This is a genomic window from Alteromonas gracilis (assembly GCF_043642145.1).
Taxonomy (GTDB): domain Bacteria; phylum Pseudomonadota; class Gammaproteobacteria; order Enterobacterales; family Alteromonadaceae; genus Alteromonas; species Alteromonas gracilis_B.
In genome coordinates, this window is record NZ_JBHZRZ010000005.1 from 199,237 (window position 1) to 221,841 (window position 22,605).

Annotated in this window: 20 protein-coding genes; all 20 read right to left on the reverse strand. The window is 40.6% G+C overall.

Features of this window, described 5'->3' with window-relative positions:
• Positions 1 to 12: 12 nt before the first annotated feature.
• The 20 genes from ACHUFN_RS12680 to ACHUFN_RS12775 all read right to left on the reverse strand — a co-directional run bounded on the left by ACHUFN_RS12680 (position 13) and on the right by ACHUFN_RS12775 (position 21,486).
• Positions 13 to 267 carry a hypothetical protein gene (locus tag ACHUFN_RS12680; RefSeq protein ID WP_394222772.1) on the reverse strand — a complete coding sequence of 85 codons (255 nt, stop codon included), beginning with the start codon at positions 265 to 267 and terminating at the stop codon, positions 13 to 15.
• Between the two features lies 1 nt (position 268).
• On the reverse strand, positions 269 to 730 hold the full coding sequence (locus ACHUFN_RS12685) for a hypothetical protein (protein WP_394222773.1): 462 nt from the start codon (positions 728 to 730) through the stop codon (positions 269 to 271).
• Between the two features lie 111 nt (positions 731 to 841).
• Positions 842 to 1,132 (reverse strand): hypothetical protein, encoded by a 291-nt coding sequence (locus ACHUFN_RS12690; protein ID WP_394222775.1) that lies wholly within the window; start codon positions 1,130 to 1,132, stop codon positions 842 to 844.
• A gap of 10 nt (positions 1,133 to 1,142) precedes the next feature.
• Positions 1,143 to 1,298 carry a hypothetical protein gene (locus tag ACHUFN_RS12695; RefSeq protein ID WP_394222776.1) on the reverse strand — a complete coding sequence of 52 codons (156 nt, stop codon included), beginning with the start codon at positions 1,296 to 1,298 and terminating at the stop codon, positions 1,143 to 1,145.
• Between the two features lie 518 nt (positions 1,299 to 1,816).
• Complete coding sequence (locus tag ACHUFN_RS12700; protein WP_394222778.1) at positions 1,817 to 2,215, reverse strand: VirB4 family type IV secretion/conjugal transfer ATPase; 399 nt, start codon at positions 2,213 to 2,215, stop codon at positions 1,817 to 1,819.
• A complete protein-coding gene (locus tag ACHUFN_RS12705; RefSeq protein WP_394222779.1) occupies positions 2,212 to 3,561 on the reverse strand; it encodes a TraB/VirB10 family protein in 1,350 nt (449 codons plus the stop codon). Before ACHUFN_RS12705 ends, ACHUFN_RS12700 begins: the two co-directional genes overlap by 4 nt.
• Before the next feature lie 8 nt (positions 3,562 to 3,569).
• The gene (locus ACHUFN_RS12710) at positions 3,570 to 4,685 is read right to left on the reverse strand and encodes a hypothetical protein (protein WP_394222780.1); all 1,116 of its coding nucleotides are present in this window, start codon (positions 4,683 to 4,685) and stop codon (positions 3,570 to 3,572) included.
• Positions 4,678 to 5,352, reverse strand: coding sequence for a TraE/TraK family type IV conjugative transfer system protein (locus tag ACHUFN_RS12715; protein ID WP_394222781.1), 675 nt, complete (start codon positions 5,350 to 5,352; stop codon positions 4,678 to 4,680). The genes ACHUFN_RS12710 and ACHUFN_RS12715 overlap by 8 nt, the downstream gene beginning before the upstream one ends.
• Before the next feature lies 1 nt (position 5,353).
• The gene (locus tag ACHUFN_RS12720) at positions 5,354 to 5,947 is read right to left on the reverse strand and encodes a hypothetical protein (protein ID WP_394222782.1); all 594 of its coding nucleotides are present in this window, start codon (positions 5,945 to 5,947) and stop codon (positions 5,354 to 5,356) included.
• Positions 5,948 to 5,952: 5 nt separating this feature from the next.
• Complete coding sequence (locus ACHUFN_RS12725) at positions 5,953 to 6,267, reverse strand: type IV conjugative transfer system protein TraL (RefSeq protein WP_394222783.1); 315 nt, start codon at positions 6,265 to 6,267, stop codon at positions 5,953 to 5,955.
• A 111-nt stretch (positions 6,268 to 6,378) separates the two neighbouring features.
• Entirely contained in the window at positions 6,379 to 6,681 is a 303-nt protein-coding gene (locus ACHUFN_RS12730; protein WP_394222784.1) for a hypothetical protein, read from the reverse strand.
• 309 nt (positions 6,682 to 6,990) lie between these two features.
• The gene (locus ACHUFN_RS12735; RefSeq protein ID WP_394222785.1) at positions 6,991 to 7,932 is read right to left on the reverse strand and encodes a hypothetical protein; all 942 of its coding nucleotides are present in this window, start codon (positions 7,930 to 7,932) and stop codon (positions 6,991 to 6,993) included.
• 62 nt (positions 7,933 to 7,994) lie between these two features.
• On the reverse strand, positions 7,995 to 11,024 hold the full coding sequence (gene traN / locus ACHUFN_RS12740) for a conjugal transfer protein TraN (RefSeq protein ID WP_394222786.1): 3,030 nt from the start codon (positions 11,022 to 11,024) through the stop codon (positions 7,995 to 7,997).
• A gap of 83 nt (positions 11,025 to 11,107) precedes the next feature.
• The gene (locus ACHUFN_RS12745) at positions 11,108 to 12,409 is read right to left on the reverse strand and encodes a hypothetical protein (protein WP_394222787.1); all 1,302 of its coding nucleotides are present in this window, start codon (positions 12,407 to 12,409) and stop codon (positions 11,108 to 11,110) included.
• A 137-nt stretch (positions 12,410 to 12,546) separates the two neighbouring features.
• A complete protein-coding gene (locus ACHUFN_RS12750) occupies positions 12,547 to 13,815 on the reverse strand; it encodes a hypothetical protein (RefSeq protein WP_394222788.1) in 1,269 nt (422 codons plus the stop codon).
• Between the two features lies 1 nt (position 13,816).
• Positions 13,817 to 17,992, reverse strand: coding sequence for a conjugal transfer protein TraG N-terminal domain-containing protein (locus tag ACHUFN_RS12755; RefSeq protein WP_394222789.1), 4,176 nt, complete (start codon positions 17,990 to 17,992; stop codon positions 13,817 to 13,819).
• A 3-nt stretch (positions 17,993 to 17,995) separates the two neighbouring features.
• Positions 17,996 to 19,336, reverse strand: coding sequence for a conjugal transfer protein TraH (locus tag ACHUFN_RS12760; protein ID WP_394222790.1), 1,341 nt, complete (start codon positions 19,334 to 19,336; stop codon positions 17,996 to 17,998).
• Entirely contained in the window at positions 19,329 to 20,330 is a 1,002-nt protein-coding gene (gene traF / locus ACHUFN_RS12765) for a conjugal transfer protein TraF (RefSeq protein WP_394222792.1), read from the reverse strand. Before traF ends, ACHUFN_RS12760 begins: the two co-directional genes overlap by 8 nt.
• A 206-nt stretch (positions 20,331 to 20,536) precedes the next feature.
• Positions 20,537 to 21,142: a hypothetical protein gene (locus ACHUFN_RS12770; protein ID WP_394222793.1), complete on the reverse strand. Its 606-nt coding sequence runs from the start codon at positions 21,140 to 21,142 to the stop codon at positions 20,537 to 20,539.
• On the reverse strand, positions 21,142 to 21,486 hold the full coding sequence (locus ACHUFN_RS12775; protein ID WP_394222794.1) for a hypothetical protein: 345 nt from the start codon (positions 21,484 to 21,486) through the stop codon (positions 21,142 to 21,144). Before ACHUFN_RS12775 ends, ACHUFN_RS12770 begins: the two co-directional genes overlap by 1 nt.
• Between the last annotated feature and the right edge of the window lie 1,119 nt (positions 21,487 to 22,605).

The following is a 22,605-nucleotide window of genomic DNA, read 5'->3' on the forward strand; positions in this document are numbered from 1 at the left end:
CCCGATTGGGGTTTAGTTATCCAGAATAAAAGCGCGAGTTCTAAGAACTTCACTGTCAAACTGGTTTTCATCAGAAGATGAAATTGTGATCATGTCGCCTTCACAGTATTCAAAAACAGACATGCTGTCTTTGTGAGCGTATGCAGCATGGCACCCACCGTTTACTGTACCTAAATACTCAACTCCCTCTGGCAAGCAGGTGGTGAAGAAATTTAGGCTTGGTACATATTCACGAGTGATACGAGAACCAAATACAGATAACTCCATATTAAGCACCAGCAACACGTTTGAATCGAGCATCCGCTTTCGCTTGCTGCTCTTGGTAGTGAAGTAGACCTTCACCGTCATTGTAGTCACAACGATCATCAGAGAAATTACGACCCTGCTTCATAGCAAGTGCGCCCTTCCGTAAGACTTCGCCGTCTAAACCAATATATGCCGTATAGAGCAAGAAAAGTTCGCTACCGATAAAATCGATAACTTCTTTGTATTGCTTAGAGGTGGGAGAACAATCTCTCACTAGCTTCAACTGATCATGAATGAAGGCTTCAATGAAGCGATACATAGTTTCATTATCGAAGTTAAAACCAAATGCATCTAACTCTAGAATGTAATCTGGGTTCATGATGCAAAACTCAAGCGGCATTTCTTTATGGTTTGGGAAAATAACTACGTCGTTTGAATGGAACCATTGGTTTTCTGATTTTTGTTTACGATTAGTACGTGGCATAACAAGTCCTCCTACAGACTTAAGTGGTTAAAAAACCATCTGAGGAGCACAGATACACTAATCCCCTGATGGGTAGTGAATGTGCTACCTCATCAGGCAAAAATGTAAAATTTAGTGTAACGGTCGCTTACGCTCGGTTACTGAATATTCGTTCTCTAATAAGCCTTCGATAGAAAGCAAACTTACTTCAGCGCTAAAACGCATAATCTTCTTAAAGCCCGTCTGCTTATTTGAAAGCGCAACCCAGCGTTGGCCAAGTTTCGGGGAGTAGAAAATATCTGCGCTCCATTCAGGTGAAGAGAGGTGACGAAAAACTCTAAAGTTGAAGTTAGCTTCAGAGAAAATGCGAGACCAAAGGCCTTCATTTTCGCTAAGAACTAATTCGCTAATTGGGGCCATCATAACGATGAACCTAACTGGCTAGATATAAAGATGTTGCATATGATTGTTGCCTTTCAGCAATTCTCATAAGCTGTTGGGCGCATCGGTCATCCTTAGTATATTTAGCTTTTTTAGCTAAACGGGATGCACGGCGTGCTCTATAAGCTGCGATATCTTTAGTATTCATGGTAATGCCCTCCTACAGACAAAGTATGTAAAGGGCATAACTCCACTAGGGGGTATGCCCCTAGTTGGGATGTGTTAAGACGTAAAAACGCAAAAAGAACCCAGAAGAATTCATGATGTATACGTCATAACAGAGAAAGCCAAAGCGAAATGCTAAGGTGATAGATGTAAGCTCAATGGGTGACATCCAATGAGTTTCAACAATTCATGAGAACTAATACTGGTTGAGCAGCACTTTTTTGAAGGTAGAGTCCTTTAAATACATATTGAGAAAAACCCAAAATGGCCACTTTTAAGAACGAGTTCTAATGCAGTGACGGGCACAAAATACTCTTGCGCTATGTAATGTGGCGCGAAATGCGCGACAAAGGAAGCTAACAAGAGTGTTTTGATTCGGTAAGGATATCGGCAACACCGATATTTAAGAAAACTTTTTATCTAGCCAAACCATGTTGGCTGAAGTATTTCGAAGTATGGTAATTTAATACTATAAGTACCATACTTCGTCAACCTTTTGCTTTAAATTTGAATAGAATCAATAAATCGTGTTTCAAGTACATAAGCGTCATGCTGGCCCAATACGCTTGTGGCATCGAGAACAATGAACCCTTCAGCGTTTAACCTTTTAATTGCTTCTGCGACTTTCTTTTGTAATAACGTTTCATCTTGAGTAGAGGTTTCGCGCAAAATCTTAGCGAAATTTACAACTACAATTTGCTGAGCGCTATCAGTAACCATTGCATCTATTTGCTCTTCTAATTTAGGTTGGTAGTAAGAAGTGAAAACCAAATTTACTACCAATAAAATCGCGATTAACTTCAACCCTTCTGTCAACCAAAAGCCACGGTCCCTGCTATCTTTGACAGCAGGTGCTTTTTCGGTTGTTACAACTTCTTGGTCTTTTGCCTTGTTGCTCATCCTCTTACCTCCAACGCAATTCCTTTTTGAGTAATTAAGTCAATTTTACGACCTGCTTGTATCTCAATGTATGGAAGCGACTGCTCTGCTAATTTTATCCAGTATTCTGACAACCTTTCCATGGAGTCACCTACACCATTAAGTGCTGCGATGCCCGTTACTTGGCCGGGGTCAGGTGCTTGGAATAAGGTTTCAGATCCCGGTGTTGTCTGAACGCCCGGAATATTCATAGGACGAACTGCACCAGCAAAACCAGAAAGCGTACCGGCCAATACCGTATTCGCCAACATTTCATCCGCGTTATGCACAAGATTACCTTTGATGCCTTCTAGGCCATCAGAACCACTACCGAATGCCATAAGGCCTTTTTCAATCACTGAGCCATCGTCACGCATACAACTCAGTGTCTCAGATCGTACTTTACCTCGTCTGTCCTTGAGGGAGCCAAGAGCCCCGGCAATAACTGTACAACCACGAAGGTCAATATAGTATCCACCCGGCGTCAATACTTCTTCAGTAATCCTTATTAAAATTGGAGGTGGGTTTGATGCAGTGCTTCCTGATATATCAGCATTAACACCTGTTATAATTGTTCCAGAGATCATTGAACCGGCAGGTAACCATACAGGCTTTTCTTCTTCCTCAGTTTCTACCTTATTCTCTAGTTGATTGATAGCTTGCTTACGCTGTAATTCTTCACCTTTGAATGCAATTTGCTGTTCGCCATTAGCGCCAATACGAATTTCTTTTGACTGAGAAACAATACGTAAACCTTTACCCATCAAAGGTTCGGTAGAAATAATATTTTGATTTCTGCGTTGAACACGAGGTGGTTGTTGCACAATGATTGGGGGCTGCTGTACTTGGGCGCCTGACTGCCCCTGTGGCGTTTGCCCCTGATTATTTTGAACTTGCGTATTGTTATTGCGATTGGGTGTCCCAGTTACCTGAGATTGTCTAGAAACAGCCAGTTCTAATTGGCGCTTTAAATCTTCCTGCTCCAACCGGATGCGGTCCATTTCTGCCTGCATTTGCTCTCTTTCAGCTGAATAGTTGGAATTCACACTCTCCAACTGAGAACGCATTTCTTGAGATTGAGCTTGAAGTGCATCGTATGCTGCTTTCATCCGATCATCTTGTACTCTCTCAGATGAAGCATTACTTGTGAACATTGTTTCCGATTTAGATTTAACAGGAACATATGCTGGGCCACCATCACCAGAGTCATAGAATGTAAAAAACATCAGAACTCCAATACCGCCACCAAGCATGACCTTGTTACGGAACGAGCTGTCTGTTTTTAGTTTTTCAATTTTATCTTCAAAGAATTCTTTTACAAAATCCATTGTTCACCTCACTCAGAAATCAAACGAGTGCGCTTGCGCTTGACCTGCTCAGGGCGCATCACTTCTCTAAAAATGTAAACCTCAGCTTGCTGCCCCGGCATAAGCGTAGAACGAGGATAGCTTCCCACAACAATGATACTTTCATCACTTTGGTAGTATCCAAACGAATCACGCTTCACCATGCAATGCTCTTCATCAAAATCTACTGGCTGATTACTGTCATTTGATATTTGAACAATATCAATAATGTTTCGAGGATTAGATAAACGCTGTAACTGAACATGACTAATACCAGTTGAAAGTAACCCTTCGCAAGGGCGAGATGGAGCCGTATCTTCTAAAATAAATCCTGCTGGGATATCGGAGCGTGCAACTGACTCCATGATTGTTGAGAATTTATCTACATATTCATTGGTAACACGATCGAACTCTTGTTGAGCTAATAACGACTCTTCAAGTTTTGCTTGTTTGTCTCTTGTTTCAGCACGACGTTCCATCTCACGCTTCATTTCTGGAGTGAGCTTAACATTTAAATCAATCATCGCCTGACCGATTGAAAATGGGAATAAGGTCACAGCAATAGTGGTTTCGGGCATTCCCTCTTCTCTCAAATGCATACCTATTGGCGCTTTAGAATCAGTCGCAATCGTCAAGTAGCGACCTTCTTCAAACAAGTAAACGTTATCAGGGAAATTACCAATTACCTGCACCTGCTTAAAGTTCGTTGTAATACGGTTAGGTAGGCCTGATGAAATCGGAATCATTTCATTACCACCTACAGACATCGTATATTTCTGCTGTGGCTTATATTTTTTTAACACGCGCTGCTCCGGTGTTTCGTTCACTTCATCGCTGGCGGTATATCCATAAATGGCAGGGTCAATTGCATTTTGACCAAATTTGGAATTCATTATTGTTGCAATTTCCGCATTTACCCTATCAGGATTGGCTGGCTGCCCTTGGCCTTGAATCTGTTGAGCCTGCACTGATGTCATGGGTTGTGTACTTGATGAAACCCATGGCTTGTCGAAAGTGTATCTTTGCTCTTCCTGTGCAGGCTGTGATTGTTGAGCCGAAGCTGAAAATGAAACAGCAAGCACCAACGATATTAAACTCTTATTCATCTTCATTTGACTCCTGTTTTGTCGGTGTAGCTAACATTTCGGCTTGGTTAGCCTTTAGGGAAGATTGGTTTATTTCTGTGATACGTTTTGAAATTTGAGGGGCCCCCGGATAGACCCTATAAGAATCAATGACTGGACTACCATTAAGTACATTTACTTTTACTTCGTAAGTGTGAGGCATTGGGTCGCTTCGCCCATCTTTCCGCGACAGCTCTTCTTTATCGCCATACACCCAAACAATGTCGGCCTCAGCAATATAATCAGAATCCTTCACAATGAAGATTTCTTGTACTTCTTGTAGGCGCAACATTTCAATATGGCGGTCTATGTTTTCTTCAAACTTAAAATGAAGGCTAGGAGCTAAAATACGCTTAACATCTTCAACTATTAGATCGCGGGAATTAGGGTTGATATTGCCAACTAGACCAACAAACCAGTCTGCCCAGTACTTTTTAGTGGCTGCGTTGGCGTTATTATTCGCAATAACCATTTCTTCAGCCATATTTGGTGGCACTAATATTATTCGCTCATTGTTTTTGACGGTTTGCCAACCAAAAAGCACAAGCGCTATTGCCATAATGATGTTTGATACCTTGTTATTTTCAATGTATTGAACAGCAACAGCGAAGGACTTAAGAGACCCACGTTTGGTCTTTCCTTTAGCCATCTTAGTTATTCCTCTCTTCTAGGTATTGCGAAATCTGCTGAGTATCTTTTGGAGTTCCTTGGTACTGGACAATGCGCTCAGGAAAAATACGCAGGTTCTTCAGCACCAAATCAAATTCGTAGGTCCACTGTATAAAACGTGGGTTTTCATTTGGGACAAACACATATTTTTCACCTGTCACCCAAACACGGTTAAGGGGTTCGTAATATTTCGCAGTGCGAGGTACAAAGCGTTCAATTACTTTTGATTTACGAAGCGTTTCCCTTGTCTCTTCAATCCCCTCTTCTACATTCTTCTGATAAACAAAGGGCATCATATTCAGGGTCAGTGTCTTAAGTTCGTCGATACTAGACAAATCAACACTCCCGAAACGGCCAGCGAGATACAGCGAAGTGCTTATTTTAGCTGACTCTTGCATTTGACTACCCAACACCAAGTTGAGATGAGTCATATTCCGTTGTTTAATAGTAATATCCCTATCAGCCACAACGTTATAACCGATAATCACAATTAGACTGGTAAGCAGAAAAATCCTTATCTGCTTGAATGCCACAGCTTTCCCAAGTGTGTATGTGATAGACATATCAGAATGCATTGTGACTACCTGATGTATTCTTTGATGAGGGGGTCAGGAACCCCTTTGGAGAATACGCTTGGCAACCAGCCTTTATTCCATAGGTAATGGAATATATAGCCCCGCCCCTTCTCTTTTACTGAGTTGGCCTTTGTGATCCAATAAATAGATAGCAACACTCCTAAATTTGGAAAACCTAAGGTTGCAAATATGGCAATAATTACAAACATAAAAGCAAAAACATCCTGTGGAAATATCAGCACTTCCACTGGTTGATTCTGCCTAGTTGGAACATAAGACTGTTTCATACATTCATATCGTTGTTTGATGGATAGCTTCATTATGTCACTCGTTTTGAGCACATAACGGCGATTAAGGCCCCAAAAAAGGCTCCTAATTAGCAAACACAAAAAAGCCCTCTTAAGTAGAGGGCTTTTTTAAGCAAGTGAAGCTTAGATAAACGCAACACCTGTCAATAGGTTTGTTATTAGTGTTTCTGCGTTGGCGAAAACCAAACCGAACACTGTAGCACCAGCAGCTTTCAAGAAATCTGGCTGAATCACGGCATAAAAGCCAGCAGCCATAAACATAAATACCATGATAATTTTACCCGGCGCACCAGTTAACCAACCGGCGACTTCCGCATAGAATGCATCAAAGTAAGCACCACCCGTACCTGCAAATGCAGAAAAGGCGAACATGCTTGTTAGGATCGCTAAGAAGGATAGCGTTTTTTTATTAAAGATATTGCTCATTAGTACGTACTCCAATTTAAGCAAAGTTTCACGATTAGGTGTGCAAGCACCGACAAAGATAAGGTTACTCACTTATAAATGATTCACTGTTGATTAAGGGTGTTAAAAACTGTAGTTAACCAAAAAGCGACCTGTTCGTCAGAACAATTGCACGATATTAACCAACCAAGTAGATACATCACTATCTGGTTCTAATATTTATAATGACGTGAAAATTAGGACTTAAACGTTATTAAGACTAGTAAAATGGCTTTTTAATAAAAAAGCCAGCTTCAAAGCTGGCTTTTGCTATCAACGTAAATAGGTAACTCAAGGCTTGATAAAATACATCTCTTTACCATGTGGCGCTTGAATGTAAGGATAACCTGTATCTTTCGCCTTTCCTGTATTTGCTCCATTGGTTGTGTAATATAGATACAAACCGTTTACTGGAATTTCTTGTCTTGATAAATAATTTAACGAAACGTTGCTACCATTAAATTTAGCAGTAACTATTACATATTTTTTCTTTGTATCGAGCCATGGAAGCTTATCAGATGTTACAATTTCTTCGACTTGGATACCAAAGAAACGCATGCCGCAGTTTCCTGAAAAGAACCTAGATTCATAATCTGATAGTGCGGCCTGAGTGATAGATGTTCCATAATTAAGAGCTTCATCATAGTAAGACGATGATAGTTCATCACATTTTGATGCAGTAGTTGAATCGGTCCAAACCGAAGCATAACGACCATTTTTAGACTCACTGCTTGGGTCGGATGCTTTGTTATAAATAGCATAACTTACAGCAGACTTTGACACTCCAATGGCATCTGAAAAGAATTCACCAAACTTATCTAGCATCTGTGTACGAGCTATAGCATCAATATCGTCCCCTTCTGATAAATTGGTAATATCGATTAGTGCTATCACTTGATTGTATTTAGCGTCCGAATCTGGCGTTAATAAGCCACCTGCTAGTCCAGTAAGACTGGCAGACAACAGACTACCTCCAGATGCCAGTGAATCAACAAATCCAAATGAGGCATTGCTTTCATCCAAATCTATAACTGAGTCGCCATCTTTAAGTCTCGCGTCTTTGGCGCCACCTAAGTTTGCAGCCTCCATCAGATTTAAAGCATAAGAACGGTGTTCTTCAAAGGAGCCAGAATATTTATTGAATTCTGCAACTGTTTTCGGGCCAGAAGTTGAACTACAGGCAGTTAATAATCCTGCTAGAGTTAACGCCGCTGTTGTCTTTAATACATTCATCTCATATTCCTTTTTGTAATCTTATATCTTTATAGTAACTTTAAACTCAGCCGCGCAACCCATTAAGGGCCACTTAAATAGGAGCAAACTGCTGGTCTCGATGGAGATGTACAATCTATCTCGTTTAATTTTATCTGATCCCAAATTTGCCTTTGAGTATTTGTCATCGATCCCTCACCCTGTCGAGTTCGGGTTCGTTCAATCGTATTTTCACGACCCGCACTGTTAAGTAACTGGCCTGAACCTGTCATATTTTCCACGTTTGTATCATCGTCGGTTTGTGGTAATACGCCTGCCTCCCCCATAAGGCCAATCCACTCGCTAAGGTCAATTGCGCTCCAATCAATTGCAGCCAACTCGTTAAGAGAAAGACCCTCACAAGTCATATTGTCTTTATCAACGTCTATAGTTTTCCCTAACATAGGGATTGCTTGCTCCATAACGATACGAGCTAAAATAGTGTTGTAGCAGCAATGGTGATGTCGCTTCTTAAGACATACCCCCAATATTTTCTTTTCACAGGTTGGCTTATCTCTGCCATTATTTATCGACCTATTTACGTTTACACACTGACGCATTTCGATCTTCAATCCAGCATCCATTTCATTGTCATCACATTGTGTAGCAATGTTTATAACAAGATTAGCAACTTGATAAGCAGTATAAACAGCCATAACACCATTTAAAACATTTAAGCTCTGAGCAACTGAATCAGATAGCGCATAGTTTGCTGTTGCGCTACCGGCTGCCTCACCTGAAGTTTGAAATAAAACATCGCGAAGTGCATCTGGCATTAGTTCTGCCACAAAATTCGTCATTTCCTGCTTCAAGGTATCTAATCCAAGGCTCGAAGCGACATTAGCTGCACCATCTGGTGAACTTACCTCACCAGCTATATTACCTGCAATTTGATCGTAAGCATTTGATAAGGGAGTAGCTATAGCATCATAAGCAGATGTAACAGGCTGTCTTACCGTTTCCCATCCAGACTTAACAATAGTGTCATTAAGGATTTCTGCGCTCATGATTTGTGCATCGAGATTTGCCATTCCCATTGTGACACCAACATACTCGGCAATAGAGACTCCACCCGGCCCCTCACAGCAATCATTACCAACAGGATAAAAGGAGCAGTATTCGTACTCTCCCGGCCATATTGTACATGTGCTGGGGTCTGTGGGGTCTTCGCATGTCCTGTCATCAATCATGCCTTGAAGCATTGAAAATTGTGCCATGACGTTCACAAAGTCATCATTCGTTTGCTGATTACCTATATCGCAATCACCACCCGCACAAGGAACAGAAGTATCACAAATATTTTCATCGATTGCGTTATTGATAGTGACGCTTTTCGGGTTACCGCATTCATAGGTATAACGCCAGTTAAAGCATTTTCCCGTTTGTTCATCTTCCCATTCACAGTCTTGTCGTTTGATAACACAATTTGGTTCTGCTTCAAGTGTGTCGCAAGGCTTGTTTTCAATATCTCTAACTTCATCTACCGTATAACAAAGTTTCTCTTGTAGAATTTCGTTAGTTACAGGGTCTCTAATTTCATCCTGAAAGCATACTTCATCAGTTGGTTGAACACCCTCCCCCATCAGTGGGTCGCAGTTATAATTCCGCGCTATAGCCCTTTCACACCATGGGTCGCCACCTTGTTCGAAAGGACTCTTAATGCCATTGCCACCCGGTACAATATATCCATCTTTGGACTCTAAGCAATTCCATTGACTAGCTGAGCAATATCCTACTGGTTCGTAAGTGTTACTATAGTCAGGACCCAAGTCATCAAAACAACCTTCAGGTGTTTGTAGTGTAATTTCAGAATTCGTTTTAATAGGTTTATCAAATTTTATTTCAACGATATGAATATATTGACCTCGACCACCTATTGCAGATAAGAACTCAAGACTCAACGATTGACCTGCCACATAATTACTTTTTGCCATTCCTGAAAAAAACCAATTATCAAGCCACTTATTTCCGCTTCTCCCCGGTTTAGATTCACAACCTTTAGTACCAGCAATATATTCATCAAAGTATCGTGATGATTCATATATAGTCGAACCGTTTACATTGAGTCTTACGTGGTCATCAACATGACTTTTAACGACTTGAGCGCTTGTAACATTCATGTCTTGTGCAAATAGTATTTGAGCTGAAGTAGGATAAATTTGGCATTTAAGCCCATCATCAGGTAGCTCATTAAAGGCACTTCGGTCAAAGGTAAGTCTGAGGCAGTTTTCACCACATTGCTCCACTGAACTTCCCGCTCCGGTTAGAATAATGTCTTGAAATGGAGTATTAATTTCTCTCTCAACCTCACACTCACCGGAAGTGAAATTCTCTTTGACCATTTCAAAGCACATATGCTCCGTTGATTCATCCCACTCTATGTCGGTATCGTAATTTGTTCGAATGGTTCTGCAATCACTGATCACGCCTCCTCCAGTGTTTGCAGTATCAGTAATAATATTATTTGTGCGAGTTAACACGGGGTCTGTGTCAGAAATCGGTAAAGGTGGATTTTCGTTCTTAATGCTCATCACCGTTTGGTAAGCAGTTGACGTACTGTCATTATTAGAACTTAAATTTTGAATTGTATCTCGACCTTCGTTGATTAATGCATTCTCATCATCGTACGTGTCGGCCTCATCGAAGGTGGTAATGTTGGTGTCGCCTCCACCTATAAACTCTCTCTCAGCGGTGAAAATTCTTGGTTTGACGTTTCCGCTAGAGTCTTTTTTGTCTGAGAGTCGAATAGTAATAGCCCCGCCCTGCGCCACTGTTGAACGAGAAGGCGCCGAGACAACTTCCGAAGCCAAATGTTTGGCATCTACGATTGTTGCTTCTCTGCATCTCCCCAAATCTGCTTCAAGCGAATTTTGGGTAATATTGTGACATGGAGAAACACTTCTACATGCTTGTACCTCAGCACTTGGCGAATCATCGTTGATTCCATCGCATATCCCAGTATTCAAGCAGGCCTCAATATCTTCTTTACCTGATTGCCATGAAACACCAGTACATGACGATGCCAATACTTGTGCATTGACTAATAGAGTGACAATAAAAAATATAGAACGCATTGCAAACCCTTCATGAAATTATGAAGATATTATCGCTACTTAAAGAAGGGGCAGCCCTCTAATAAGAGGGCTAATTCGGTGTGTTAGTGCGTTGATTTTATGTAATTCGCATAGCGATGTAGAAAAGAACGTGCTTCAGAACTTGTCATAAGTCCTTTTGAAAGTAACCAATTAAGGTAGTAAGCATGTAGCGGTGAGACATCCCCTTCGGCTACATCTAGAGCACTAGGTATGTAACCGATATAAACGTCCTGCTTAATTGTCGCACAGCTAAGGTCAAAGCCTACAAATTGGTTGCTCTCACAGTTTCGCCAAACTTTGTCGACGATAGTAACTGTTGGGCTTGCGATGATCAGCGCCGACAGTGCTTTATCATGCTTAACATCCCTATCTAGCTGATTTAGATAATTAGCTATCTTGACAATTTTCGACTGGCTTATCAGTCCCTGCTCCAGAATAGATGATGCTAACCCAACGTTGTTATTAAAAGGGTTGCTGGAAATACTTTCCTGAATCGAGTTTCTATGAACATTACCCTCAAGCAACGAATTTGCGAGATACGTGCGTGAAATGACCCTTTTGTTATCAGGTCCATATTGTCGACTTAAATAATCATCAAACAAATACCGACTTAAACCACTGCTCGCTATAGCTTCTTCGAGAGACATTCTTGAAACATCCATGGCAAGGATAGTGTCGACTCTAGGGGTAATATGCACGAGCACCATTTGTTCGAAGGTTGAGCACATAAAAGGAAAGCGTTTAGGAAAATCACTCCATGAGGCTATATCAATCCACTCAGACTTACTTAAGCTTCGACCCTTGCAATAAGGCAACACCGACAAATCCATGTAGTTGTACATAGCGGTTTTTTTGATGACATCTTTCACTACCGCGTATTTCAACTCTTTACCATGTTTCTCAATGTCACTTAATACGCCAGCCATATACAGGGACAATGAAGGTGACGCCCCCTCTTCTGCACTTAACAGTAAGCGCTCATCAATTGAACCTCTTACTTCACCTACAACAGAAGACTTATAGGTATCTGGAAAATCTCTCTTTATAAAATCAAGGTTAATCAGGCTGTACGCTTCGAGCATATTTTTTCTGTCAATCTTACCTCGTAAAGAGCTATTCATCTCATTTTGGAAGAAGAAACTTGCCTTACTAACGATGTCATAAGGAATTAAGCCATTAAGAGATATGTACTCTTGGTCATACATTGACCTATTAACGTCAAACTCGTTAATTAGAGACATTGAATAATAGAAATCCACCGACCCTTCGTTTAAATCATAGTCAGCACCAGCAGATGATAAGCTGTCGTATTTTAGCGAGAATCGCCCTAACTCGTTAGACGCATATGGTAATAGTTCGCTCACACGTAAAGGTTTGGTCTCAGCATATAGATGTGCGCTATAAAAAAGCGTTAACACGTAAAGTAAGTATCGGAAACTCATAAACACCTCAAGCAATTAAACTAAAGTACGTTACCATTAGTTTTCACCGCGCAACCCCACTAGAGGTTGCTGTATAGCTTCCCAGTCCATCTTATCGAGGATAGTTCCGCTTTTGTGACGTTCACTCGTGCTGAGGTGTTTGTCTGCGTTGATATAGAAAGAGACTTATCACAATCCAGCTCTATCGTCCTTATTCTTCGGGTCCTAGTTTTATCTTCATAGGGGATGCGAACCTGAACAGAATGCGCCTCTCCAGTGATGAATGGCACATCAACAACGTTGTTACCAATGTTGTAGTCCATACGCATCTCACTGCGCTTAATCAGATTGAACAACTTTACATGGTCGGCCGGTAACGAGGCATTTACGTCAGGCAGTCTGGCCAAGCATAAACGTAAATCTGATTTGTCATTTTGAAAAACTGCAACAGAAGATGACTCAGGATAAAACTTTGCTTCACCGTCGCCCATCATGTTGACTGATTGACCACCATCGAAGGCACTGGCAAACGCTCTTTTTAGTCTTTCTTGGCCTTCATTTGAAATGCTTGTGGCAACTTCAATACTGACGTCAACATTATCTTTGGAAACCTTTAAAACCTTGGTTTCACCGATGGTAGTATTTAAATAGGTATTTAAAGATGCAAAAGCATCACTAAAGTAGGAACTCATTTTGCTGACTGTTTTTGCGTTGAATAATGCAAGCGAAAGTGATTCGGGTGCAGACACAATACCTGATAGACCCATTACACCATTTTCATGCATCATTTGGTAAAAATAAGCGCGGGTGGATACGAGTTGATTCGCTGCATGCTCGATATCCTCATGTTTTATAATGGGCCCTTTCCTAAGAGCGCTCGTTATCGTTTCCTGATAGTTAATCGCCTCTACCATTTTGGCAATTAAATCATTTTCCCTCAAAAGCCGGTCAGAATAGAAAGACACTCGGTAATGGTTTAATGAGAATTCTCCCACTATGTCAACGCAATGAGGTATCGGATTGTCACAACTTACAATGCTATAGGATAAATCCTCCTCATCAACACTTGACTCGAAGAAAGTAGCCAAAAGTGATGATGAGGTAATAAGTCCAAGCTCCTTCAAACGACCATTTAAAGAAGCGTAGTCAGGGTTTTTAATTAACGCATTATGCAGGTGGCTTAACCTAGCCTTCTCATGCATTGTCGCTATAGATAAATGTGATTCAAATGATAACTCCGTAGAAAATGCAGTGGCGACTTGAGCTCCAACTAAAAGAGGAACGGTCAATAATCCACCAGCCAACTTAACAAGTCGTTTGAACACCATACGTAAAGACATTTCGTTCACGTTATGCCTTCTCATTATCAGTTGAACCTCTCCTGTCGGAGACAAAAGTATTTGCGAAGAATTCACCTAACCCTTCATTACCAGATCCATTAACTGATGGCATTTTGCCCTCTCCCTGTTGTGCAACATTATCTTCTGTGGGCATCAATGGAGTAGATACCGGAGGTTGTACATTTTGATTAGTAAAATCATATGGGGCCTCGGATTTCTTTTGTCCTAACTCTGGCGCATCATTAAAGGCACCTTTCCCAAAATTGTCGTCTTTAGAGCTATTGTATAGCCCTAAAAACTTACCATAATCACCACCGCTATTATCAAATGCTCGAACAGCATAGGCGATGTTCTCGCCAAGTTGTTTTTGTGTTGCATCACCATTACGCATCATCTCAATAGCTGAAATGGCAAGGAGTTGAGTGTCTCTTCCTGCGCCATCTTTTCTTTCGCCATCAGTTTGCAGAGCATCGAAGGTTTTACGTAATTCGCCATCGTAAACCCCCTTCGCAGCATTTATAGCATTGATGTTCGAATTGCTGAAAAAGCCCCCAGTTTCGACGTCCTTGGCGGTCTCCATAATGAAATCATAAGTCGTGTTGAAATCTGAAGCATAACGACCAGAGGTTTCAACATCGTTTGAAAAAGCAGTAGCTAGTGGTATTTGACCATCATCTGTAAAGTATTTGCTATTGTTGTTTAAGCTTCTCTCTTCTATCTCATTAAGACCGCTCTCTTCAGAGCTTAGCCCTCTCAATTGCTCTAACACATTATTAAAACTCGATAACTGAGGATTTGATTGGGTCGCCGTATATGCTTGCGCGAGTCTTAAGTCTTTTAGTTCATTTGATGTCATATCATCTGGACCCAACTCTTTATTACCCATCAGGTCGAAACCATTTTGCAATCTAGACCCAAATGTATTTTCAGTTAGAGACCCATAAAGCTCTTTCATGTCTAACTCTAGGTTTTCATTAATTGGAAGACTATCCAAATAATTCTGAGCTTCATCCTCATAACTATTACCTCTATTTACTTTATAAGTGGAGTCTTCACCCGGCTTATAATTTTCCAGATTGTCAATAATCCTGTCTGCTTCGCCATATCGCTTTTCAAATAATTCATTTAGCTCAGAGCTTTGCTTACTTCCAGCTTGTATTATGTCCCCTTGTGACGCAGGTCTAACGCCGTTGGCATCAGAGCTCAATCTCACGTCATTTGATTGACTTCCGTACTGTTCGTCTAATTGCTCTAGAACAGCCCCATTTTGAACTAAGCGGCCATCAGAGTTCCGTACAGCACCACTTATATTATCAACATCAGTTTCAATAGCGCTGCCTTCCTCATTTACATTGGCTAAGTCCCCTGCCAGTTTCGCAAGATTCTCACTCATTCCTGTTAGAAAATCAGCTTTGTTGGGGTTAGTCATAAATTCCGATAACATATCAACCTTATCGTCATATTTTTGAAGCTCTAATGCATCTCCCGATGTACCATTAAGCTCTATTGAAGATTCAATACCTCGTGTTTTATCCAGCATAAATTGCTGAGCAGGATTTAGAAGACTTCCGAGACCGCCTGTAGCTTCGTCATTTTGTTGAACCAATTTAGACCATCTTTCTCTCGAATTATCAAATTCCTTGTTGAGGGCTTTTTCATTCTGTGAGAAGTCAGCACCTTGTTGTTTTTGGCCGTCGATAAAAGTTTCAAGCATGTCTTGGCGCTCGGATAAGCTTGCAGAGGAATATCCATTTTGACTTGCGAACTGCTGGAAGTCGGAAATAATGTCATCTCTATTACTCAGACCTTTAGTCAATATGTCAAGCTGCTCACTCTGTGTGATCATTCCGTGGTCCTGAACAGCCTCAAGGAAGTTCTCAAGTTGAGCATCATTTCTCTGTAAATAATCACCATTTTCAAAGTTTAGTTTTGCTTCGCTCGAAGAGCTTGCAGACTCAAGAAACCCTTGGGCTTTTTGATAGGCATCTGCTCGTTTTGAATTTTCCTGAAACTGGTCAATGGAACTTCTACTTGTATCATTAAGCACAGAAAGTGTGTCGCGGTTTTCAATTGCTGTTTTAGCCATCTCGGATGCAGTTTTTTGAAACTGTTCCTGTCTTACCAGTTGATCAGCGTCCTCTTTTGAATAACCAATCTTTTGTAGATGCTGACTTAGGCGCTCGTAAGCTTCTTGCTGTTGCTCTCTATTTTCAATTCCAGCATAAGCTTGTATATTTGCGAAATCACCAAGGAAACTTCCCGTTCCAACACTACCTTGTACTCCCGCTGATACAGCAAATGTAGAAGAAAGAATCTCTCCATACTTATCTGCTAAGGTCTGTTCGTCACCGTAAGCAGTTTTCTCTTGAGTAGATAGTTGACTGGAAATTGCTTGTGCTTCTTGTATTTGCTGTTGCTTTTCAGATTGGTCAGCGCTTGAGCTTGTGTTGCCTGCACTTGTAGAACGGAGTTGGGAAACTGCCTCAACAGCATTTTTACCGACCTCCTTACCTGTAGTTTGACTCAGAGTGCCAGAGCTGTTGCTTGCTCTGTTATAGTTATTTGAAACCGATACCGAGCCACTAGTCCCATTTGCGTTTGTTACAGTCATTGATGCCCCAGTTTCAGCCCCAAGTGTGGCTGTGAGTCCTCTGGAATTAACCACAGTGCCGTCGCCGTTTACAACTCCACCGAATTTAGGATTAACATTGCTAGTATCTGTGGATGCTTTAGGCGCAGAGTTTGCAGCCCCCATCAGTGCATAAGCTGAGCCAGTTAGCAGGAATAATGTAACCGTCGGCATCAATTGTGCAATTGTACCGCCCATTCCTAATGCGGTTTCAATGGTCGTATACGAGGCTTCTATCCCACCAACTGTTTGTAAATTTAAACACTGGACATCTGTCGGGTTAGCGCACATTTCAGATAAAGAAGCGTAATACTCTACAAACAATCTTGAAAGTACGGCAGTAATTGGAATTGTATTTACCCAGACAACCAGTGTTAACCATGCGAGCAATATTTTAAGTAAAGCTCCTCCAGAGATTAAGATAAGAAAAGGAATAAGTACGGTCACGAAATAACAGATGATTTCGAAAATCTGAAGCATGATTGTCCAGTTTTCGTTGTAATATGAGTAATCAGCAGCTCCCTTAGTGTTTTTATCCTGCATCGCACGGAAACGAGCCTTTTCCATTGACAGTTCGAGATTGCTAAAGCTTGCGGTTCCCTCTGTAGCTGCTCTACGTACTACATATCTAGCAAATTCACTTCTTACTAAGTTTGCCGCTGTTACAGAACCTGCAACGGTAGCATTTGTAAGAGATACAGCTGCATCAATATTAACTCGACCGCTAATTCTCATATCACCGATTGCAGTATCAACCCAATCACTATCCATCTGAGCTTCGATTTCTGCATGTGCAATATCACAGTGAACTTCAGCTGGGTCTTTTCTGCTATGCGGAGCATCACCAGAATTAAGTGCTTGTCCGGGTGAGGATAGTTCAAAGTACACTTCTGTGGTAAATGGAATTGGACCTGTATCTATTGAAGGCCAGAAGTTATGGAAAGACTTGCTGTCTATTTCATCCTTCCTTCCCTGACTTACCAAGTGCGCGTTATAGCAGTCCCTTACGTAGTTAACCATACTTGCAGCCAAGTCATCTCTGTCATTCTGAAGTGTTTGCTGAGTTGGTGACCATTGTCGTAAATTCATAAGTGCTACATATGGGTCACTTGGAATTCGCACAGAGTCTGGAGACCCATCTCCAGCTGGAACATATTTAGGCAACGCGAAAGCTGTTGTTAGAACGTCATTCATTTCGGGGCCGACTATACCGAGTACATAAAAAGGCATTGCAATACCTAGCGGTAAATCAGTCACAAACGCTGTACTCCCATTCGGACCAGTGATTACTGCGTCATAACGAGTACCTGCTGCCGACCCCATGGAAAATCCGAACATAGTGAACCAAACAACAAACGCAGCAATAAGTTTGTTAAAACTAAATTCACCGGTAGTAAGAGCATTAATTGCTGATACAAGGATGCCAATAGCCATAGCACCACCAATTGCGTTTCCACCTCCAAGGCCACCAGCATCGAGGGCCATCATAACTGCATTCAGGACAGTTTCTATTAGATAAGGGTCGCCAGTGGTAAAAAATTCGACTGTCTGATTCATGGATCAAGCCCCCCTTTCAAAGTCGCGAATATTCATAATTGCGCGAATCGTGTCGTTGGCTCTCTTTATTCCTTCTGCGTGCTCCTTCTGAAGCTGAATGGCAGTATCTTTAAGCGTATCGACGTTTTTTCTTAGATTTTCAATTGCAGACTCAGGAATCTGGTCTACAGTACCTTTGCTTGTGATTTCTTCGAACGCACGTTCATATTGTCTAACAATATCTAACACAACTTTTGCGGCAACAGTCGATGCTACATGGTCACCAATATCAGCAGCAGCCTGTTCGTCTTTTATTAAATACGTGAGGCCCTTATCGCCCATAGGGAAAAGAGTTGAAAGAGCAACTTCCCTTTCTGTCATGCGTGAGTTACCAAATTGCTTTTTCACAATAAGGCCATGGACCATTGATTTGACAGTAGGTAAAACTCCGACCCAAGTTGTAGCGCGTTCAACAGAAACTTCCGTACATTCCTCGGCCCAATTTAGACATTTTAAAACCTCTGGAGGTTGACCATCTTCACCGGGGTTACTTCCATATAAAAATGCTTCTACCGTTAGTGGTTTGTAAGCTGAAATTGCCCCTTCTTGGTCGTTATCTCCATCACTTACATTTACAACTACATTTCCAATTAAAGACTGGAAAATTTCGAAAAACTCTTGGTCATCGTAAGCAACTGTATCAGCAATGAATGACCCCCCTTTATATCTGGAGTTTTTAAAATACTCATACAGATAGTTTTGATTACAGTCATCACCACACGTTTCAGATACAGGCTTTGAATCATTTTTCTCATATTGTTCCGCTGCATCCTCACTCGTACCACTTTCAAACGTTTCTCTTATTCCTTTAATAAGAGCATTATTTTTAATCGTGCTTTGAATCTTATCGCCATGTTCTGCAACGATCTTTTCACAACCACCACGCAATAGTTGAGCATGTTTCTGAATGTCTTTTGCGAACTCTTTCATTTGTGACCAACATCCCGAGCACATTGCATCTATAGCAACACCAAAAGCGTACATGAGAGTACCTTGTGCTATCGACCTAAGCTGTTGAACTAGCTCATCTTTATTAATTATAGAGAAGGCGCCAAGATTAAAATCTATACCGTTACACCCATATCTAAATGATGGAGGCCTGATTGAATAAAGAGAACTGAACGTAACCTGAGGTGTTCTTATAGACGCCGCGCCGAACCCTACTGCATAACCGCCAGCAGTTTTATATCCTCTAGCTTCAGTAGTTTTAACCATGCCGTTAAAAACGTTCTCAGCAGGGCTTGCACTACTTACAATTGGGAGTATTAATAATGCAAAACACATCGATTTAATTGCATTAATCATCAGCGCTGTTCCTTTCTTTCAATATAGTATTTTCAATTTCAGTAGCTTTTTCAGAATCACTAAGACCAAATCTATTACGTATTAAATCCATTAGTACTTGGTCTGGGTCTTCTGTCTCTTCAACCTGAAGTTCGTTTTCTACAAAGTCCACACGTTTTGCTTTTTTGATTTTATTAAGGTCTGACTGATCAATGATTCCCTTATCTTCGGCCAATAGAACAAGACGCTCTTCAAGGGCATCTAGTGTAGTAAACCCATCAGTTAGTTGGGTTATCTCACTGCCATCATTGAAGACCATGAAAGTAGCAGGAACTTGAGTAATACTTAGTTTCTTCAAAAACGATGGGGTAAGTTCGTTACTTAGTCTAAAGTTTTCAAAATCCCCCGTTGGAGGTAAACCATCAAAACTAATTGGCAATGCATCGATGCCTGTCTTATCTCTAAACATAGATACTAGTGGGCCTTGCTTCTGACACCATTGGCAATCACCACGGTAGAAATAGAAAATAGATACCTCTTCAGATAATCGTGCGTATAGGTCACCCTTGTTCTTTTCAATTTCTTCGTCTCTCAATATCAAAGCTGCTCCTGATGTTTTCATAAGGCGTTCTTCTGATAGTTCTGGGAACTTAAGGAACAAATTCCGATTTCGGTATGAAAATTCAGAGCTTTTATCAAGCATTACCCTTTGCATGACGGCCCACGCCAAAAGGTTTTCATCATTTGGATTATCAATTGCCCGATCACGAAGTACTGGTAAACTTTCACGAATGTGCTCTACACTGAATGGACGCACCTTTTTAGATTTGACACTTTCTGCCTCCGTTGCAGGTGCTGGTGTTATAGCTTCAGGCTCTTCAGGTTCTTCTTCGATTGGAGGCTCTTCGTGCCAATACCAACCTCGCTGTCTATCTTCATAGAATGATTTAGGTGGTTCATCTGCATTGAGATAAAAAGAGCAAAACAACATGCCCATAAACGCAAATTTATTCATGACCGGATTCAGGTGGACTAACATAACGCTATAGTAGCGTTAAGGTGTGGAAGTATTGCTTGATTAAGAGCCCAAATTTAGTGCGTTAATCGATTGAATAATGATTGAGGAACAAAAAAAGTGCATGATAAATGTACCGATGCACTTTAACAAATTTTGGCTTATGTTTTGCGATTTAAGTCTTATAAAGGAAATATTCGCTCCAACTATCCTGTTTTGAGTTCGCTTACTTCGCTTTCTTTGGAAGTACGTGCCACAACATTGGTTTTGCGCATTTTCTTTATTGCAAAACAGTTTGTGCAATTCGATTGAGTATTGCTGTCCATTTTAACAGCAAAAGTCCAAGAACATTTATTACAGCGATTAATTTTGAATAAACCACCGCTAAACATCATAAGAGCTGTATAAACTCGGTCAGCATAAATCTCGCCGTATAATTTGTGCTGGCTACAGCGCTGCAAGTTTCTTTTCAGACGTCTACAAACGAATAGAAGTTCATCGGCCGTTATAGGCATATCTAAATCTTTATTGCGTGAATTGCATTGCTGATAAGTTAGGATTGCATCATGAGCTAGCGCTCTTTCCTCTGGTCTTGTAAAAGACTGAGAACTTTTTTCACGAAAAACGATGCCATCACTTTTCTTCATTTCTTCACGGATGTCATCGCAGAATTTTTCGAGCTTTTTGTAGTCAGAAACCTGTCCAAAACAAAGGTTATGGCAAATAGCCTTGCTTAACATGAACTCTTTAACGAGTGCTTCATACTGCTCCACAACCTGAAAAACATGTAGCTGTTTCCTTGCGTATTTCATTATCCTGCACTCCGTGTCAACTTATACTTGGCTGGCTGTCTGATATTTCTGACCGCATCGCGCAGCTCAAAAACATCGTTTGCATTTGCCATTGCTAATTTTACGTTCGACATGAATTTACGCTTAAGTGTCATGATCGGTGGCAATAAATGCGCACCATCTGTATGCAGGGACATTTGCGGAACGTCTGACGGAATAACATTAAGCTCTTCAAGAAAATATGATGACGTAGATAAATCGTCATCGACAGCTTCAAGCAATTCACCAGATTTCTGTATGAAGTTTTGTTGAAGCACAGCTAGTTCATCTAACACGGCTTCAACACGAGAATTATTGAAAGGCACACTACATCCTTAGTATTTCGTTTTGTTTTCTGCGGCTTCTTACCACTTGGGTTAGTCTGACGAAAAACAATTCAAACTTGTACCACACTATTCGCCATGGCACGCCACAAAAAATACCACTTAAGTATAAGTCATTTTTGTGTATACGCATTACCTATTGATATAGTTGGAGTTTATACCAACCTTTGCACGAATAGGTATTCAGAGATATACCAATGAACTAAAAACCATACACCTGATAATCATGATTAAAATTTAAATCAAAATCATCTACCCAACAACAATAACACTGTTAAAAATGGTGCAACCCATGGGAATGAATTTTGACAGATAACTGTACAAAAATACACTTGTATATTAATACACATTAAATAGTATTTTCACCATAAATTCATATAAGCAATATTACCTTCTGAAGACATAAGTCTACTACAGCGTTGAATAAGGTAGTAGTTGAATTTTACCTTCTCCCCTACCCCATACTCGTACATTTGAAATGTAATCAATTCTTAGGTTTTAATCATTCACAGTTGTATATTTACAAAGAAAAACACTATTGGCTCAGTTTTATCAACTGAGCGAATGATTACTTCTATTAAAAGGTTTTTATATAATACAGCAGGACAATTCATCTTGCTGACAAATACCAAACATAATTGAAACACTGCTCCCAAAATCTAAACGCGATCAAAGGACTTTGGATAGTGTTCAATTGTTTGCTTGAATATCATAACTGTTTTGAAACAGCCAAAGATAGCGATAGTCCTGTAAGTCAGATATCGGGGTTCATAGAGGATATTGAGACACCTTTTACATCTAACCTACATAAACCAATTAAAAGTTCTTTTTACAATCGGCCCTTCTTTGTAAGTCAAAACATAAGATTGTAATTTACAATCGGCTCTTCTTTGTAAGTCAGAACAAAAGATTGTAATTTACAATCTGTACTTCTCTGTAAGTCAGAACATAGGATTGTAATTTACAATTGGTACTTCTCAGTAAATCAGAACATGAGATTGTAATTTACAATCGGCCCTTCTTCGTAAGTCAGAACAAAAGATTGTAATTTACAATCTGTACTTCTCTGTAAGTCAGAACATAGGATTGTAATTTACAATT

What these genes read in the sequence shown, in the direction of transcription:
- ACHUFN_RS12735 (WP_394222785.1), bottom strand. Translation starts at nt 7,932, where the DNA reads ATGAATGTATTAAAGACAACAGCGGCGTTAACTCTAGCAGGATTATTA.
- ACHUFN_RS12685 (WP_394222773.1), bottom strand. Translation starts at nt 730, where the DNA reads ATGCCACGTACTAATCGTAAACAAAAATCAGAAAACCAATGGTTCCAT.
- ACHUFN_RS12680 (WP_394222772.1), bottom strand. Translation starts at nt 267, where the DNA reads ATGGAGTTATCTGTATTTGGTTCTCGTATCACTCGTGAATATGTACCA.
- ACHUFN_RS12755 (WP_394222789.1), bottom strand. Translation starts at nt 17,992, where the DNA reads ATGAATCAGACAGTCGAATTTTTTACCACTGGCGACCCTTATCTAATA.
- ACHUFN_RS12710 (WP_394222780.1), bottom strand. Translation starts at nt 4,685, where the DNA reads ATGAATAAGAGTTTAATATCGTTGGTGCTTGCTGTTTCATTTTCAGCT.
- traF (WP_394222792.1), bottom strand. Translation starts at nt 20,330, where the DNA reads ATGAATAAATTTGCGTTTATGGGCATGTTGTTTTGCTCTTTTTATCTC.
- traN (WP_394222786.1), bottom strand. Translation starts at nt 11,024, where the DNA reads ATGCGTTCTATATTTTTTATTGTCACTCTATTAGTCAATGCACAAGTA.
- ACHUFN_RS12695 (WP_394222776.1), bottom strand. Translation starts at nt 1,298, where the DNA reads ATGAATACTAAAGATATCGCAGCTTATAGAGCACGCCGTGCATCCCGT.
- ACHUFN_RS12770 (WP_394222793.1), bottom strand. Translation starts at nt 21,142, where the DNA reads ATGAAATACGCAAGGAAACAGCTACATGTTTTTCAGGTTGTGGAGCAG.
- ACHUFN_RS12720 (WP_394222782.1), bottom strand. Translation starts at nt 5,947, where the DNA reads ATGCATTCTGATATGTCTATCACATACACACTTGGGAAAGCTGTGGCA.
- ACHUFN_RS12730 (WP_394222784.1), bottom strand. Translation starts at nt 6,681, where the DNA reads ATGAGCAATATCTTTAATAAAAAAACGCTATCCTTCTTAGCGATCCTA.
- ACHUFN_RS12715 (WP_394222781.1), bottom strand. Translation starts at nt 5,352, where the DNA reads ATGGCTAAAGGAAAGACCAAACGTGGGTCTCTTAAGTCCTTCGCTGTT.
- ACHUFN_RS12725 (WP_394222783.1), bottom strand. Translation starts at nt 6,267, where the DNA reads ATGAAGCTATCCATCAAACAACGATATGAATGTATGAAACAGTCTTAT.
- ACHUFN_RS12690 (WP_394222775.1), bottom strand. Translation starts at nt 1,132, where the DNA reads ATGATGGCCCCAATTAGCGAATTAGTTCTTAGCGAAAATGAAGGCCTT.
- ACHUFN_RS12760 (WP_394222790.1), bottom strand. Translation starts at nt 19,336, where the DNA reads ATGATTAATGCAATTAAATCGATGTGTTTTGCATTATTAATACTCCCA.
- ACHUFN_RS12705 (WP_394222779.1), bottom strand. Translation starts at nt 3,561, where the DNA reads ATGGATTTTGTAAAAGAATTCTTTGAAGATAAAATTGAAAAACTAAAA.
- ACHUFN_RS12700 (WP_394222778.1), bottom strand. Translation starts at nt 2,215, where the DNA reads ATGAGCAACAAGGCAAAAGACCAAGAAGTTGTAACAACCGAAAAAGCA.